16 protein-coding genes are annotated in these 16861 nt (G+C 41.6%); 12 read left to right on the top strand and 4 right to left on the bottom strand.

All coding sequences use genetic code 11. The features are described from left to right. The first annotated feature begins 142 nt into the window (after nucleotides 1–142). Nucleotides 143–2128 (top strand): DNA primase, encoded by a 1986-nt coding sequence (dnaG, locus tag DZC72_RS15840; protein ID WP_125223896.1) that lies wholly within the window; start codon nucleotides 143–145, stop codon nucleotides 2126–2128. A 58-nt stretch (nucleotides 2129–2186) separates the two neighbouring features. Here the strand turns inward: dnaG and DZC72_RS15835 are convergent, their stop codons facing one another. Next, complete coding sequence (locus tag DZC72_RS15835; RefSeq protein WP_125223895.1) at nucleotides 2187–2816, bottom strand: response regulator; 630 nt, start codon at nucleotides 2814–2816, stop codon at nucleotides 2187–2189. A gap of 170 nt (nucleotides 2817–2986) precedes the next feature. Continuing rightward, the gene (nadE, locus tag DZC72_RS15830) at nucleotides 2987–3775 is read right to left on the bottom strand and encodes an NAD(+) synthase (RefSeq protein WP_125223894.1); all 789 of its coding nucleotides are present in this window, start codon (nucleotides 3773–3775) and stop codon (nucleotides 2987–2989) included. A gap of 89 nt (nucleotides 3776–3864) precedes the next feature. Between nadE and gldB the strand changes: the two genes are divergently transcribed. Both gldB and gldC read left to right on the top strand, forming a co-directional pair. Continuing rightward, complete coding sequence (gene gldB / locus DZC72_RS15825) at nucleotides 3865–4821, top strand: gliding motility lipoprotein GldB (protein WP_125223893.1); 957 nt, start codon at nucleotides 3865–3867, stop codon at nucleotides 4819–4821. Then, nucleotides 4822–5157: a gliding motility protein GldC gene (gene gldC, locus DZC72_RS15820; RefSeq protein ID WP_125223892.1), complete on the top strand. Its 336-nt coding sequence runs from the start codon at nucleotides 4822–4824 to the stop codon at nucleotides 5155–5157. A 17-nt stretch (nucleotides 5158–5174) separates the two neighbouring features. Here gldC and yihA read toward each other — a convergent pair whose 3' ends face one another. Both yihA and DZC72_RS15810 read right to left on the bottom strand, forming a co-directional pair. Then, entirely contained in the window at nucleotides 5175–5801 is a 627-nt protein-coding gene (gene yihA / locus DZC72_RS15815; protein ID WP_125223891.1) for a ribosome biogenesis GTP-binding protein YihA/YsxC, read from the bottom strand. Between the two features lie 10 nt (nucleotides 5802–5811). Beyond that, a complete protein-coding gene (locus DZC72_RS15810; protein WP_125223890.1) occupies nucleotides 5812–6576 on the bottom strand; it encodes an alpha/beta fold hydrolase in 765 nt (254 codons plus the stop codon). A 259-nt stretch (nucleotides 6577–6835) separates the two neighbouring features. Here DZC72_RS15810 and DZC72_RS15805 point away from each other — a divergent pair, with 259 nt between their 5' ends. The 9 genes from DZC72_RS15805 to murG are packed head-to-tail and all read left to right on the top strand — an operon-like array spanning nucleotide 6836 to nucleotide 16857. Further along, complete coding sequence (locus tag DZC72_RS15805) at nucleotides 6836–7309, top strand: division/cell wall cluster transcriptional repressor MraZ (RefSeq protein ID WP_125223889.1); 474 nt, start codon at nucleotides 6836–6838, stop codon at nucleotides 7307–7309. After that, nucleotides 7278–8192: a 16S rRNA (cytosine(1402)-N(4))-methyltransferase RsmH gene (rsmH, locus tag DZC72_RS15800; protein WP_207891764.1), complete on the top strand. Its 915-nt coding sequence runs from the start codon at nucleotides 7278–7280 to the stop codon at nucleotides 8190–8192. Before DZC72_RS15805 ends, rsmH begins: the two co-directional genes overlap by 32 nt. A gap of 5 nt (nucleotides 8193–8197) precedes the next feature. Next, nucleotides 8198–8533 (top strand): FtsL-like putative cell division protein, encoded by a 336-nt coding sequence (locus tag DZC72_RS15795; protein ID WP_243641762.1) that lies wholly within the window; start codon nucleotides 8198–8200, stop codon nucleotides 8531–8533. A 3-nt stretch (nucleotides 8534–8536) separates the two neighbouring features. Beyond that, nucleotides 8537–10543 carry a penicillin-binding protein gene (locus DZC72_RS15790; RefSeq protein ID WP_125223888.1) on the top strand — a complete coding sequence of 669 codons (2007 nt, stop codon included), beginning with the start codon at nucleotides 8537–8539 and terminating at the stop codon, nucleotides 10541–10543. Further along, nucleotides 10540–12003 carry a UDP-N-acetylmuramoyl-L-alanyl-D-glutamate--2,6-diaminopimelate ligase gene (locus DZC72_RS15785; RefSeq protein ID WP_125223887.1) on the top strand — a complete coding sequence of 488 codons (1464 nt, stop codon included), beginning with the start codon at nucleotides 10540–10542 and terminating at the stop codon, nucleotides 12001–12003. Before DZC72_RS15790 ends, DZC72_RS15785 begins: the two co-directional genes overlap by 4 nt. A 17-nt stretch (nucleotides 12004–12020) precedes the next feature. After that, complete coding sequence (gene mraY, locus DZC72_RS15780; protein WP_099544142.1) at nucleotides 12021–13241, top strand: phospho-N-acetylmuramoyl-pentapeptide-transferase; 1221 nt, start codon at nucleotides 12021–12023, stop codon at nucleotides 13239–13241. Next, on the top strand, nucleotides 13242–14576 hold the full coding sequence (gene murD / locus DZC72_RS15775) for a UDP-N-acetylmuramoyl-L-alanine--D-glutamate ligase (RefSeq protein WP_125223886.1): 1335 nt from the start codon (nucleotides 13242–13244) through the stop codon (nucleotides 14574–14576). Nucleotides 14577–14579: 3 nt separating this feature from the next. After that, nucleotides 14580–15782, top strand: coding sequence for an FtsW/RodA/SpoVE family cell cycle protein (locus DZC72_RS15770; RefSeq protein WP_125223885.1), 1203 nt, complete (start codon nucleotides 14580–14582; stop codon nucleotides 15780–15782). Continuing rightward, complete coding sequence (gene murG, locus DZC72_RS15765) at nucleotides 15769–16857, top strand: undecaprenyldiphospho-muramoylpentapeptide beta-N-acetylglucosaminyltransferase (RefSeq protein WP_125223884.1); 1089 nt, start codon at nucleotides 15769–15771, stop codon at nucleotides 16855–16857. The genes DZC72_RS15770 and murG overlap by 14 nt, the downstream gene beginning before the upstream one ends. Nucleotides 16858–16861: the final 4 nt, after the last annotated feature.

The following is a 16861-nucleotide window of genomic DNA, read 5'->3' as shown; positions in this document are numbered from 1 at the left end:
CCATTAGTTTCCGTTTTTTTGATGATGTGCTTTTTTCAAAATATAGGTGTGCGCATTTTCAATTGAACAGGAGAAAATTCACTTCATTTTGATACATTTGATATTCTATTCTATATTCCAAAGCCAGAAACACTAGTTGCAAATGATTTCCAAAACCACTATCGATCAAGTTTATGAAACGGCGCGTTTGGAGGAAGTGATCGGTGATTTTGTGCAATTGAAAAAATCAGGTTCCAACTTTAAGGGTTTAAGCCCATTTACAGATGAGCGTACCCCTAGTTTTATGGTATCCCCGGTAAAGCAGATATGGAAGGATTTCAGTAGCGGAAAGGGAGGTAACGTGGTCGCATTTTTAATGGAACACGAGCATTTTACCTATCCCGAAGCCATAAAGTATTTGGCCAAAAAATACAATATAGAAGTAGAGGAGACGGAACAATCCAATGAGGAAAAGGAGCAGGCCAATGAACTTGAGAGCATGTATTTGGTATCAGAATATGCCAGTTCCTATTTTCAGGACATCCTATGGAAAACTGAATTGGGCAAGGCCATAGGATTAAGTTATTTTAAGGAAAGAGGTTTTACGGAAGATATCATCCAAAAGTTTGGGTTGGGCTATTGTTTGGATCAGTGGGACGGATTTACCATGGATGCCCTAGACAAAGGGTATCAATTGGATTATCTGGAAAAAACCGGTCTCACCATAGTAAAGGAAGATTCGAACAACCCAAATAGCCCAAAAAAGTTCGATCGTTTTAAAGGCAGGGTCATGTTCCCCATACATTCCCTAAGTGGCAGGGTTTTGGGTTTTGGAGGACGTATACTTACCAATGACAAAAAGGCGGCCAAATATTTGAATTCGCCTGAAAGCGAAATATACCATAAAAGTAAGGTTTTATACGGAATTTACTATGCCAAACAGGCCATTGCCAAAGAGGATAACTGTTATTTGGTGGAGGGATATACGGATGTCATTCAATTCTATCAACGAGGAATTCATAATGTGGTGTCGTCCAGTGGCACGGCGCTGACGCCGGAACAGATCCGATTGGTCAACCGGTTGACAAAAAATATAACGGTATTATTCGATGGTGATGCTGCCGGGTTACGAGCGTCATTACGGGGGATAGACTTAATCTTGGAACAGGGCATGAATGTCCGTATCTGCACTTTTCCGGAAGGAGAAGATCCCGATAGTTTTGCCAAGAACAATGAATTGGAAGATGTAGAGCAGTACCTCAAGGATAATTCCAAGGATTTTATTAGGTTCAAAGCTTCCTTGCTTGTGAAAGAAGCATCGGACGACCCCATAAAAAGAGCGGATACGGTACGAGATATCGTGAACAGTATTTCCAAAATCCCCGATCGGATAAAAAAGGAAATCTATGTACAGGAATGTGCACAGATTATGAACATTTCAGAAGGTGTACTTTTCAGCACCTTAGCGCAAATTGGAAAAAGGGACCAGGCAGACGCTATAAAAAAGGAAAAACAAGAGCAAAAAGCTTTTGATGTAGTCCGAAGTGAACCTGTAGGCGAAAAAGTGGATGTCCAATATGAACTGGAACGCAAGATCATTGAAAGTCTTTTGTTGTATGGCAACAGGAAGGAAGAATTTGAGGACCTAGTTTTAAAGGAAAATGAGAGTGGGGACTTGGTTTTGGAACCGGAGTCTTTGGAAATAAAGGTGTACGAAAAGGTGTATTTGGATTTGCAGGAAGATGAGATAGAGTTGGCCAACCCTACTTTTAGGGATGTTTATTATAAATTGATAGCCGCCCTGAACGAAAACGAGGATTTTAAGGTCAGTGATTTTATTGCGGTATTGGAACAGGAATTGGGAAATGAGGTGTCCTCCATCCTTATGGAAGAGGAACGCTACAGCTTGCACAATTGGGAGCGTAAGGATATTTATCCCAAAGAAAAGGGAAGTGTCATTGCTCAACTGGTAAGCGAGACCATCCTAACCTTGCGTTGCTTTCTAATCAAGAAAAGAATGCAGGCCCTACAAAATGAAACAGAAGACGCAAAAGAGGATAAGGATAATAAGGAAATTTTAGAGGAAATCATGAATTACTTACAGCTCAACAAACTGTTGAATCAAAAGTTGAATAGGGTACTTTCTTAATGCCCTAAATAAAAAAGACCCGCTAACAAAACGGGTCTTTTTTATTTGATATATTGTATTAATACAGTTCCAGGGCTTTGGCCTGTTGTAGTAAATCTACCATATTGTCCACGTTCAGCTTTTTCATCAAACGGGCCTTATAGGTGCTAACCGTTTTTTCATTAAGATTCAAGCCTTGGGCAACTTCTTTGTTTCTTCTGCCACTGGCCAGAAGTTTTAACACCTCTATTTCTCTTGTGGACAGTTTACGGAAAAACCTTCTAGGTTTCTTCGTACCCTCATCAAATGCCAATCTTTGTGCCAATTCATTGGTTATGAACATGCTTCCCTCACTAACTTTAGTTACCGCCGAGAGAATATAGTCCACATCGGAAGCTTTGGATAGATATCCAAAAGCCCCGGCCCTAATGGCACTTAGCGCATAGACATCCTCGGATTGTCCGCTGTACATAAGTACCTTTACGTTGGGATATTCTTTTTTGATTTTTCTTAAAGCGGCAATTCCGTTCATCTCGGGAATGTCCATTTCAAGCATTACAACATCGGGGGTTACATTTTTTAGTTTTTCGAAAAGTTCCTCAGTAGTGGCGACATCGTCCACCATATCAAAACCATTAGCGGATTCCAAAACCGTTCTCACACCCATACGGATGATCGGATGGTTATCCGCGATTAAAACTTTTATCATTATGTTGTTTTTTCAAGATAGTTTAGTCGGTGAATCTTTTTAAGGAAAAAGAGTACATGCAATGTAGGACTAAAATATCAAATTTAGAAGACAAAGATGTACTATTTTGCTTAAACGCCATCAAAATCGAATTATTATTCGATTTATTAACTTGATTCTTAGGTGAGTGGTTATTTCAAGGTTTCTGGTATGAGACAAACGGGAATGGGATTCATTTTATGACGGTTCATGGTATTGAATCTTATGAATATGGAAAATACCTCTTTGTCCCTTCCGGTAAAATCTTCAATCGTTTTGCCCTCGTCCTTCATCCGCATGGCCCATTCCAACTCAGGATAGGAGGCCCCAATTTGGTCTTCATCCGTACGGTCGTCTCCCCATAGCCCATCTGTAGGTGGCGCCTTTATTATTTCCTCGTTAACTCCCAATTTTTTGGCTATTTCATAAACCTCTGTCTTTAAAAGGTCGGCAATGGGACTTAAATCGACCCCGCCATCGCCATATTTTGTGTAAAACCCAACACCAAAATCCTCCACCTTGTTACCTGTTCCAGCTACCAGATACCTATGTAAGGCGGCAAAGTAATAAAGGCTGGTCATTCTAAGCCTTGCCCGGGTATTTGCCAAGGACATAAATCGTTCTTCCTCGTTTTCCACTTTAGGAAAAGCGGCTACAAGACTATCAAAAACAGGGGTAAGGTTTACCGGCTGTCTGGTCACATTGGGGAAGTTCTTTTGTAGCCAATCAATATGGTTGGAGGCCCTGTCGACCTGGTTTACGGCTTGGTGTATGGGCATTTCCAAACAAAGTAGGTCCAAACCGGTTTTGGCGCATAGGGTAGAAGTCACGGCAGAATCTATACCGCCAGAGATACCAATGACAAAACCTTTTTGATTTGCATTCAATGCATAGTCCTTGAGCCAACCTACAATGTGATCGATAACTTTTTCCGTTTGCATACGCTTATAAAATATGTTTAGATCGATTAACTTTGCCTAAAAATAAGTTGTCCTTGTTTAAAAATAAAATGTATCCAGAAATACTTGGTATGAGAAAACCTATTTTTATTGTTTTATCAATTTTACTCGTTTTTATTGGATGTAATGACAGCGATAAGGTCGAAGAGGAGATTTCAAATGTTCCTATGAACCTAAAAATAGAAAGATTTGACAGGTTGTTCGCCGAATCGGGCGAGGCAGGTCTGCCCAAATTGAGAAAAATGTTTCCATACTTATTCCCTGCTCCGGATAGTGTATGGGTTGCCAAAATGAAAGATTCCCTTCAGATCGAACTGTTTCAACAAGTTGGCAACACCTTCAATAGTTTTGGGGATGAGGAAGAAGCACTAACAGATTTGTTCAGGCATATCAAATATTATTTCCCAGAGCAGAAAACCCCTAAGATCATTACGGTTACCAATGATGTTGATTATGATAACAGGATTATTTTTGCGGATACGTTATTGTTTATAGGACTAGACAATTATCTAGGTTCCCAACATAAATACTACGGTGGCTTTCAACGTTACGTAGCAAAAATTTTGGATAGAAAATTTATGGTAAGCGATGTGGCAAGTGCCTTTGCCAAAAAAGTGGTTCCAAGACCAAGGGACCGCACCTATCTTGCCCGAATGATCTATTTTGGGAAGGAACTCTATCTAAAGGATAAACTGATGCCATACACCAAGGACCAGATTAAGATTGGGTATAGTGAGGACGAAATGGATTGGGCCATGGCGAATGAAGAGCCCATTTGGAGAAACTTTGTGGAGAATGAATATCTGTACAGTACGGAAACCCGGTTGAACCAACGGTTTTTAGATCCCGCACCTTTTTCAAAATTTGGTCTAGAGCTGGACAATGAATCTCCCGGTCGACTGGGCAGATACATAGGTTGGCAGATCGTAAGATCGTTTATGGAAAACAATGAGATAAATCTAAAGCAGTTGTTGACCATGCCCGAGGAGGAAATATTCAAAAAATCCAATTATAAACCAAGAAGCTAGATGGCAGATTTACATGAATCGGAGATTACCTTGAGGGTGGGTCTAGATGAGAACCGGGTACCAGAAAAACTTTCTTGGTCCGCAGAGGACGGAGGGATAGATAATGAAGAGGCCAAAGCTATGTTGCTCTCTGTTTGGGATAGCAAAAACCAGGAATCCTTGAAAATAGATTTATGGACCAAGGACATGCCCGTTGATGAAATGAAGATTTTCTTCCACCAAACCTTGGTTTCACTATCGGATACATTTATGAGGGCCACCCAAGATGAAAAAATGACGGCCACCATGAAGGATTTCTGCGATTATTTTGCTGAAAAGTTAGAATTGAAAAAGTAGCATTCCGGAGCTGGGCGCTAAATTGGGTTATTTCTGCTTGCATCGAAATATTCGAGGTTCACGGCGTCAATATAGGCCAGCAATTCGTCCCTTCCCGTTTTTTTGCTAGAAGAAGTGATAAAGCATTGCGGTGCCTCTTCCCAGACATCATTTAATAAATGTTGAAGGTAATCGGTTACATGTCTTTGGATTGCCAAGGGCTTTAGTTTATCGGCTTTTGTAAAAACGATTGCGAAGGGAATGCCATTTTCGCCCATCCACTGCATAAATTCCAGGTCTATGGGCTGCGGTTTATGGCGAATATCAATTAATATAAAGGAACATACCAGCTGTTGGCGCTGAAGGAAATAGTTGGTAATATATTTTTGAAAGGTTTTTTTGTCCTTTTTGGAAACCCTTGCATACCCATAACCAGGGAGGTCTACTAAAAACCAATTTTCATTGATTTTAAAATGGTTGATTAATTGGGTTTTTCCAGGCCTGCCCGATGTCTTTGCCAAGTTCTTTTTGTCCGTCAACATGTTTATTAAGGAGGATTTCCCAACATTGGACCTTCCAATAAAGGCATATTCAGGCAGTGGCTCATTGGGACATTTGGCAACATCGGAATTGCTCATAACAAAGTCTGCCGACTTAATTTTCATGGAGGATGATTTAGAAGTTACGCGCTTGCAGCCACTTCTCCAAAATGGTGTTGAACTCCATTGGATGCTCCATCATGGGTGCATGGCCGCATTCCTTGATCCAAAACAAATCGGAATCCGGTAAAAGCTCATGGAAAAGCTCGGCAACATCGGGCGGGGTTACCGTGTCGTTTTCTCCCCAGATGATACAGGTGGGGGTATTCATGGTCGGTAAATCAGTACTCATATTGTGGCGTATGGCACTTTTGGCAATGGCCAAGGTCTTGACCAGTTTTATACGGTCATTTACGGTCGCATAGACCTCGTCAACGATTTCCTTGGTGGCAACCTCTGGATCGTAGAAAACGTCCTGCGCCTTCTTCTTTATAAATTCATAGTCCCCACGTTTGGGGTATCCATCGCCCATGGCACTTTCATAAAGACCGGAACTTCCGGTTATGACAAGGGCCTTTACCATTTCAGGATATAATTTGGTGTGTAGCAGTCCAATATGGCCTCCTAGGGAATTTCCCAATAGAATCACGTCTTTAAGCCCTTTGAACTCAATGAACTTTTCCAAGTATTTGGCAAAGTTCTTTACATTGGTCTTGAGCATGGGCATGCTATATATTGGAAGTTCTGGTACCAGTACCTTATAGCCCATTTTAGGGAAATGGTCCGTAACGCCATGAAAATTGCTCAGGCCGCCCATAAGACCGTGTAGGATTATGATAGGGGTTCCTTCCCCTTTTTCAATATACCTGAACTTCCCGTCTTTGATTATTTCGTCATCCATCTACTCGGGTTCTGACATTTGGGCAAATATAGGTATTTAGATAGAATAGAATAACATTAATATACCTTCCAAAATTCCTGGGAATCTTCATCTTTTGAGAACGATGTTATTGTTCGCTACGCTTATTTGTGGTGATTTGGGTTCAACTTGAATCAAAATTGATGTAAAAATTTACTATTTTATTAACAAAGTGGTTTTTTGTGGTAAAATGTGGTAATAATATTTATATATTTGAGTTGTATAAGAAAGGCCAACAATATTGGAAATCTATTTCTCAGGAGTATATAACTGTAAGGCTGATGCCAAGGGAAGGGTAATGTTGCCCGTGTCCCTTAGGAATCAAATGGCTCCAATGTTGGGTAATGGTTTTTTTATAAAAAAGTCCTACTACGATGAATGTTTGGAGTTATACCCTAAACACGAATGGGAATCCGAGGTTAAAAAACTCAATGAAAAGCTGGGGGACAGTAGAAAGGATCGTGAGTTCAAAAGAAAGTTTACCTCGGGCCTAAGGCAGGTTGAAATAGATGCGGCGGGTAGGCTGTTGATTCCCAAGGATGTAATAGGTCTTGTAGATATTAAAAAAGATGTGGTGTTGTCTCCAATGGACAGGCATTTGGAGATTTGGGACAAGGCTACGTACGATGGGGATGTAGAGTCTTCTCCCGAAGAGCGGGAGCAGTTGGCATATGAAGTGAAATATGCAGAAAAGCCTGGTGGTGATGTATCATAACCCGGTATTGCTGAAAGAGTCCGTGGATGGTCTGGCAATCAAGAAGGATGGTGTGTATGTGGATGTAACTTTTGGTGGAGGTGGCCATTCAAGTGAAATATTGAAAAGATTGGGCAGCGGAGGCAAGTTGTTCGCCTTTGATCAAGATGAAGATGCACAGAGGAATCGACTTGAGGATGAGAGATTTGTTTTGATCGGTGAAAATTTTAGGTATATCGCGCAGTTTTTAAAGTTCTATGGCATACGAAAAGTGGATGGCATCTTAGCTGATTTTGGGGTTTCCTCGCATCAGTTCGATGAAGCTGAAAGGGGTTTTTCCACACGGTTTGATGCGATGTTGGACATGAGAATGAGCAAGCGCAATGCGCTTTCCGCCAATGATGTGGTGAACAGGTATTCTTATGATGATTTAAGGCGCGTGCTCTTTGAATATGGGGACTTGCGAAATGCCAATGCCATGGCGAATACCATAATAGCGGCAAGGGAGCGGGAACCGATAGGTACCACCAAACAATTGAAAGAGGTGTTGAAAGGGTTTTTGCCGGAGCACAAAAAGCATAAGATATTGGCTCAGATCTATCAGGCTATTCGTATAGAGGTAAACCAAGAAATGACGGTTATCCGGGAGTTTTTGGAGCAAGTACCGGAATTATTGAACATAGGGGGTAGGTTGAGTGTGATAAGCTACCATTCACTGGAAGACCGTTTGGTCAAAAGATTTATTAGGTCGGGTCAATTTGAGGGCGAGCCAGAGAAGGATTTTTATGGGAACGTCGATGTTCCGTTGAAAAAAGTTGGACCGTTGATTGTGCCAAAAAAGGAAGAGATAACTAGGAATAATAGGGCAAGAAGTGCAAAGCTTAGGATTGCTGAACGCATATAATTTGAATGATGAAAGTTAAAAAAGGCATATTGGACATTTTGAAGGGAAAGTTCCTGGTGGATGGGGATTCGCTAAAAAACTGGAGGTTCATCATTTTTACCTCCTTTTTGGCGGCAATTATGATAAGTAGTTCCCATAGCGCCGATAAAAAGGTACATAAAATTGCCGCCCTGAACGAAAGTGTCAAGGAATTGAAAAACGAATTTGTGGATGCGCGTTCAGATTTGCAGAAATTGAAACTGGAGTCCACAATAACGAGTACGGTCCAAGAAAAAGGTCTGTATCCATCGGAAACCCCACCAAAGAAAATAAAGGTAAAGTCATTAAACCCCTCTAATTAGGAAATGCCGGCAACAGATAAATCCATATTGTCCAGACTCTATATCGTAGCGGCATGCCTCGTGGTTTTTGCAGGTGCGGTATTGTTCAAGCTGGTTTCCATCCAAGTGGTGGATGGTGAAAAATATATGGCGTTGGCCGAAACCAGAACCACAAAAATGTTTACTATAGCTCCCAATAGGGGGAATCTTTATTCAGATGATGGAAGCTTATTGGCCACTTCCGTTTCTAAATACAATATACATTTTGATGCAGTAACGGTAAGTGAAAAGGACTTTAAGGAGAATGTGAAATCCTTGTCAGATGCCTTGGCTAAATTATTTAACAAGGAGTCTTCGTATTACCAACAATTACTTAGAAAGGCCAGGCAAAACCAAAACAGGTATGCCCTGATTGCGAGAAACCTGGATTATTCTGAATACATGGCCGTAAAGGGCTTTCCTTTATTTAAAATGGGCCCTTTTAAAGGGGGTATTGTTATTGAGCAGAATACCAAAAGGGAGCACCCCTTGGGTAAAATTGCGGAAAGAAGTGTGGGCTACGAGCGCGTTGACGAAAATGGATACCATACCAGGGTTGGAATGGAAGGTGCGTTTAGCGAATACTTGAGCGGTATAGAAGGTAAAAGGTCCAAAGTGAAAATCGCCAAAAACCAATGGAAGCCCATTGGATATGATAACATTGTCGAACCAAAAGATGGCTATGACGTCTACTCCACAATCGATATCAATATCCAGGATATAGCGCACCATGCCCTGTTGAAGCAGCTTGAAAAGTATAAGGCAGACCATGGCAGCGTTATCGTCATGGAGACCAAAACGGGTGAGGTAAAGGCCATTTCCAATTTGGGCAGGACTACAGATGGTAAGTATTACGAACGTTTGAACTATGCCATTGGGGAATCCCACGAACCGGGTTCCACTTTTAAGCTGGTGAATTTGGTGGCTGCCTTGGAGGATAAAGTTATCGATACCAGTACCGTGGTAGATACAGAAAAAGGAAAATGGAGAATTTATAACCATTACGTAAAGGACTCCAAGAATGGGGGGTATGGTAAAATTTCTGTAGCGGAAGCGTTCGAGGTTTCTTCCAATACGGCCTTTGCCAAAATTATACATAACAATTACAAGGAAGACCCGGAGAAATATGTAAACCGACTTATGAGTATGGATGTTCACAAGCAACTGGGGCTTCCCGTAAAAGGAGAGGGTAAACCGGTACTCAGATATCCTGGGGACAAGGGATGGTCAGGACTGTCATTGGCCCAAATGGCTTATGGTTACGAGGTGGCAATGACGCCATTACAAACATTGGCCTTCTATAATGCCATAGCCAATGATGGGGAGCTAATAAAGCCTCGCTTGATCAAGGAGGTTAAGGAATGGAATAAAACGGTCAAAAAGTTTGAAAAGGAGGTTCTGAACCCTTCTATATGTTCCAAGGAAACAGCAAAAAAAGTACAACAGTTATTAAAGGATGTGGTAGAGAAAAAACATGGTACCGGTCATGGCTTGTATTCACCCAATTTCTCGATGGCGGGCAAGACCGGTACGTGCCAGAAGAACTATGTGAGCAAGGATCCGGATAAGCTTAAATACATCTCTTCATTTGCAGGATATTTTCCAGCGGACAATCCAAAGTATTCCTGTATCGTGGTAATCCACGAGCCGGATAAAAGTGTGGGCTATTATGGTGCCGATGTATCCGGTCCTGTTTTTAAGTCCATAGCACAAAAAATATATGCTACGTCCCCATTGATCGATGAGGTAGATGTTGAGCAAGTATTGGAGACAAGGTTGGAGGATGCCTACCAGGGTTATTTTGCCAATATCCAAAAGGAATATAAGGAAGTTCCCAACGTGCGGGGCATGAGTGGAATGGATGCGGTTTCCATTTTGGAAAATCTGGGATTGGAAGTAGAGGTAAAGGGAAACGGAAGGGTAAAGAATCAATCCATATCCAAGGGAACCGATTTAAAGAAGGTTAAAAAAATAGTATTGGAGCTATCGTGAATATATTGAAGGACATATTGTACGGCGTTCATATTTCTGCAGTTAGTGGCACCACAAACTGTGAAGTGGCCTCGGTATGCTTTGACTCCAGAAAAGTACAAAAGGGAGATGCCTTTGTGGCAACCAGGGGCACCGTAACAGATGGTCATAAATTCTTGGACAAGGCTGTCGAACTTGGTGCCAGGGCGATTATTTGCGAAAAACTGCCAGGAAAAATGGTGGACGGTGTTACTTATGTTGCCGTCGAAAATGGGCAACAGGCCTTGGCTATCATGGCGTCCAATTATTATAACACACCTTCCAAAAACCTAAAATTGGTGGGCGTAACCGGAACCAACGGAAAAACGACTGTTTCCAGTCTTTTGTACCAATTGTTCAAAAAGGCGGGGTATAAAGTTGGCTTGTTATCTACCATTAAAATAATGATCGATGATACCGAATATCCTACGAGCCATACAACACCAGATGCCCTAGTGATCAATCATCATTTAAGATTGATGAACGAAGCGGGGGTTGAGTTTTGTTTTATGGAGGTCAGTTCCCATGGTATTCACCAGAAAAGGACCGAAGGCCTAATATTTGAAGGGGCCATATTTACAAATCTGTCCCATGATCATTTGGACTACCACAAAACATTTGCCGAGTACCGGGATACCAAAAAGAAGTTGTTCGATAACCTTTCCAAAAAGGCTTTTGCACTTACGAATATAGACGATAAGAACGGTTTGGTAATGCTTCAGAATACCAAGGCAAAAAAGTTTACGTACGCCTTAAAAAATTATGCGGATTACAGGGCCCAAATTTTGGAAAACCAATTCGATGGTCAGTTGCTCAAAATTGACGATAACGAATTATGGATAAAACTTATAGGGCATTTCAACGCCTACAACATGCTTTGCATTTATGCGGCCGCCGACCTATTGGGACTTGAAAAATTGGAGATTTTACGATTGTTGAGCGAGTTGGAAAATGTAGATGGAAGGTTTCAGTATTATTTATCAAAAAATAAAATAACGGCAATAGTTGATTATGCCCATACGCCGGATGCTTTAAAAAATGTGCTTGAGACAATCAACACGTTGAGGACTGGAAATGAAAACGTCATCACCGTTGTGGGGTGTGGTGGCGACAGAGACAGATCTAAGCGTCCGGTAATGGGCAATATCGCTTCGGAAATGAGCAACAAGGTAATTTTTACTTCGGATAATCCAAGGACGGAATCTCCTGGTGCAATCATATCAGAAATGGAGGGCGGCGTGGAACCTCAGAACGCAAAAAAAATTTTATCCATTGAAAATAGGGAGCAGGCCATAAAGACGGCCTGCCAGTTGGCAGATACTAATGATATTATTTTAATAGCCGGAAAGGGCCATGAAACGTATCAAGAAACCAATGGCAAACGCATTGATTTTGATGATTTTAAAATTGTAAAGGAATTGTTACAGGCCTTAGAAAAATAGACACTTAAGAAAAATATATGTTAACCTACCTGTTCGAATATTTGGAGAAGCAATACCAGCTGCCTGGAGCGAGTCTGTTCCAGTTCAGCACCTTTCGTGCGGGTATGGCCATCTTGCTTTCCCTTATTATCGCCACGGCATATGGAAAAAAAATAATCCTGTTTCTTCAAAATCAGCAGGTAGGTGAGACCATTAGGGATTTAGGCCTGGAAGGACAAAAGCAAAAGGCGGGTACTCCAACCATGGGCGGTGTTATCATCATATTGGCGACGCTTATTCCGGTTCTTCTTTTTGCAAGATTGGAAAATATATACATCATTTTGTTGATTTTCACCACTTTATGGATGGGAGTCATTGGTTTTATCGATGATTATATTAAGGTTTTCAAAAAGAACAAGGAAGGACTTAAGGGAAGGTTTAAAGTGATAGGCCAGGTGGTGTTGGGTCTTTTGGTAGGTGCGGTACTTTACTTCCATCCTGAGGTAACCATGCGCGACCATAATAAGACCATAATCACGGAGCAGTTTACGGTTGAAGAAGTACGGGGTGAGGAAATAAAGTCTACCATGACCACCGTACCCTTTTTTAAAAATAATGAATTCGATTACGGAAGTTTTATTTCTTGGATGGGAGAAGGGGCCAAGGAGTATGCGTGGTTGATATTCATCCCCATTATCATTTTAATTGTTACGGCTGTTTCCAACGGGGCAAACCTAACCGATGGTATCGATGGCTTGGCAGCTGGGACTTCAGCCATAATAGTATTTACCCTAGGGGTTTTCGCTTTGGTTTCCGGTAATATTATTTTTTCAGAATACTTGGATATCATGTACATACCAAGGGTTGGTGAGCTGTTGATATTCATCACCGCATTTGTGGGCGCACTGGTAGGTTTTCTTTGGTACAATACCTATCCGGCCCAAGTTTTTATGGGGGATACGGGCAGTTTGACCATTGGCGGGGTAATCGCGGTAATTGCCATAATCGTCAGAAAGGAATTATTGATTCCCGTCCTTTGCGGCATTTTTTTCGCAGAATCCCTATCGGTCATGACACAAGTGGCGTATTTCAAGTATACCAAAAAGAAATTTGGGGAAGGTAGGCGTATTTTTTTAATGTCGCCCCTGCACCATCATTATCAAAAGAAGGGATATCACGAAAGTAAGATCGTAACCAGATTTTGGATTGTGGGTATTATGTTGGCCGTTGTGACCATTGTAACTCTTAAGGTTAGATAGATGGCTTTTTTGGTAGTGCTTGGGGGGGGTGAAAGCGGTGTGGGTACCGCCATTTTAGGACAAAAAAAGGGATTTGATGTTTTTGTTTCCGACAAGGGAAAAATAAAGGAAAAATATAAAAACGTTCTTGAACATATTGGGATTGATTGGGAAGAATCAAAACATTCTGAGGAAAAAATAATGAAGGCCGATGTGGTCATGAAAAGTCCCGGAATTCCGGATTCCGTTCCGTTGGTGAAGGAGTTGGTCAATAAAGGAATTCCTGTTATCTCTGAAATTGAATTTGCTTCAAGATATACCGATGCAAAAATCATAGGGATAACAGGAAGCAACGGAAAGACTACCACTACGATGCTTACCTACCATATTTTAAAAAGTGGCGGTTTGAACGTAGCTATGGCCGGTAATATTGGTGATAGTTTCGCGAAAATGGTGGCCGAGGAAAACTTTGATTACTATGTTTTGGAAATCAGCAGTTTTCAATTGGACGGTATCCGGGAATTTAAACCGCATATTTCCATAATTACCAACATTACACCAGACCATTTGGATCGGTATGAATATAAGTTTGAAAACTATATCGCCTCCAAATTCTTGATCACCAAAAACCAAACAATTGAGGATTGTTTTATCTATGATGCGGATGATGAAGTTATCGCCAATTGGTTAAAGGAACACCCGGTCAAATCCAAATTACTCCCTTTTTCCCTAAAGGAATCCTTGAAGGAAGGGGCCTGTATAGAGGAAAATGAAATTAAAATAACAACGCAAGTAGACACTATAAAAATGATGACAGACAGTTTAGCATTGGAAGGCCAGCATAACTTAAAGAATACCATGGCCGCCGCCATGGTGGCAAAATTGGTGGGCATCCGCAAGGAAACTATTCGGGAATGCATTTCCAATTTTCAAGGGGCTCCCCACAGGTTGGAGAAGGTATTGAAAATACACCATGTGCAGTATATAAATGATTCTAAGGCCACCAATGTAAATGCCACTTACTATGCTTTGGAGAGCGTAAAAACTCCCGTAGTCTGGATTGTTGGAGGAGTGGATAAGGGTAATGAATACAAGGAGTTGATGCCCTTGGTGCGGGAGAAGGTGAAGGCCATTGTTTGTTTGGGGATCGATAATGAAAAAATCAAGGACACCTTTGGTAATGTGGTTGATCTTTTGGTGGAGACCTATGCCATGGAGGAAGCGGTGAAAGTGGCCTATAAAATTGCAGAAAGAGGCGATACGGTGTTATTGTCCCCAGCCTGTGCCAGTTTTGACCTTTTTCAGAACTATGAGGATCGGGGTAATCAATTCAAAAACTGCGTCAAAAATTTATAAGTAGTGCGAAACCTATTGCAAAATATTAATGGGGACAAAGCCATTTGGGCCATAGCGGCACTTTTGGCATTGTTTTCATTTCTTCCTGTATACAGTGCCAGTAGTAATTTGGTTTATGTAGTAGGTAACGGTACTACAGTAGGGCATTTGGTGAAACATGCCTTGTTACTGTTCTTAGGTTTTGGGATTATATACGGGGTACATAAAATTCCGACCCATTTTTTTAAGGGACTTTCTTTAATTGCCATGCCCATTGTGATCGTACTATTGATTTTTGTATTGGCACAGGGAACAACCGCAGGTGAAACCAATGCGAGCAGGTGGATACGATTGCCGCTTGTTGGGTTTGGATTTCAACCTTCGAACTTGGCGGCCGTGGTTTTGATGATCTATGTAGCAAGATATTTGTCAAAAGTGCGTGATATAAAGGTTACTTTCAAGGAAAGTATCTTGCCTTTGTGGTTGCCTGTATTTTTAGTAGTGGTCCTAATCCTTCCGGCTAACTTTTCAACTGCGGGAATTATATTTTCCATGGTCTTGATGTTATGTTTTTTGGGGGGATACCCATTAAAGTATTTGATTGCAATCGTTGGTACGGGAATCGCTTGTTTGGTCCTTTTTATTTTGGTCGCCAAGGCCGCTCCTGATTTGTTTCCAAATAGGGTGGACACTTGGATGAGCCGTATCGATAGTTTTAGCAACCCTGAGGATACTGAAGGTACCTATCAGATAGAAAAGGCCAAAATAGCCATCGCTACTGGAGGAGTAATGGGCAAAGGTGCTGGAAAAAGCGTACAGAAGAATTTCCTTCCCCAGAGTTCGTCGGATTTTATCTATGCCATTATTGTCGAGGAATATGGGCTTTTGGGTGGATTTGCCCTCATGTTTTTTTACCTGTTTTTGTTGTTCAGAATCGTTGTGGTCGCAAATGGCTGCTCTACCATTTTTAGCAAATTGTTGGTGTTAGGTGTTGGTTTGCCCATAGTTTTTCAGGCTTTGATCAATATGGCCGTGGCCGTGGAGCTGTTTCCAGTAACGGGCCAAAATTTACCCTTGATCAGTAGTGGGGGAACTTCCAGCTGGATGACCTGTCTAGCGATAGGGATCATTTTAAGTGCCAGTAACAAAAGCATGCAGCAGACGAAAGAGAGTACCGTGGATATTGATGAAAGCAACCCTTTAGAAGTATTGAGTGGGCAGTTATAGGTTTATTATATCCGGGGGCGGAACGGGGGGACATATCTATCCGGCGATTTCAATTGCCGACGAACTGAAAAGAAGACATCCTGATGCCGAATTCCTTTTTGTGGGTGCCAAGGATAGGATGGAAATGGAGAAGGTTCCCCAAGCGGGATACAAAATTGAAGGATTGTGGATTACAGGGATACAACGGAAACTCACCCTTAAAAATGTATTGTTTCCAATAAAACTGATAAGTAGTTTGATAAAGGCGAGTAACATAGTAAGCAGGTTCAAGCCCCATGCCGTCGTAGGTACTGGCGGTTTTGCCAGTGGTCCTTTGCTAAAGGCGGCTTCCGGTAGAAATATACCTTGTGTACTACAGGAGCAGAACTCCTTTGCCGGAATCACGAACAAACTACTCAAGAACAAGGTAGCCAAGATTTGTGTGGCCTACGATGGTATGGAACGATTTTTTCCTGCCGATAAAATTGTGAAAACCGGAAACCCCGTACGGGCCGATTTAATATCCATACAGGAGAATCAGTCTGATGCGCTAGGATTTTTTGGTTTGAACACGCAAAAGAAAACCCTTTTGGTGCTTGGGGGCAGTTTGGGCTCCAAGCGAATCAATGTCTTGATTGCCGATAACCTGGAGTTTTTCAAATCCTTGAACCTTCAGTTGATTTGGCAATGCGGTAAGGGTTATATAAAGACGTACGAAGGTCAAAATTCAGATTCTGTAAAGATTCATGCTTTTTTGAACGATATGGCAAAGGCCTATGCCGCGGCGGATATGATCATTTCCAGATCTGGGGCTGGAGCGGTTTCCGAGTTATGTTTGGTAGGAAAGCCTACCATCTTTATTCCATCGCCTGTGGTGGCGGAGGACCATCAGACAAAAAATGCACAAGCTTTGGTGGCCGAAGATGCTGCTATCATGATCAAGGAAAGTGATTTGGAAGAAAAGTTTAAAGAAGAGTTTTTGACGGTATTCGAGTCGGAAGAAAAACGGGAGCGACTTTCCAAAAATATAAAGGCTTTGGCGCTGCCAAATGCCACGAAGGATATTTGCGATGAAATAGAAAAATTGTTGAATTAGCCAA

This window comes from Maribacter algicola (genome assembly GCF_003933245.1).
GTDB classification, from domain to species: Bacteria; Bacteroidota; Bacteroidia; order Flavobacteriales; family Flavobacteriaceae; genus Maribacter; species Maribacter algicola.
The sequence above is the reverse complement of the archived record's forward strand: the minus strand, read 5'-3'. Positions and strand labels throughout refer to the sequence as shown.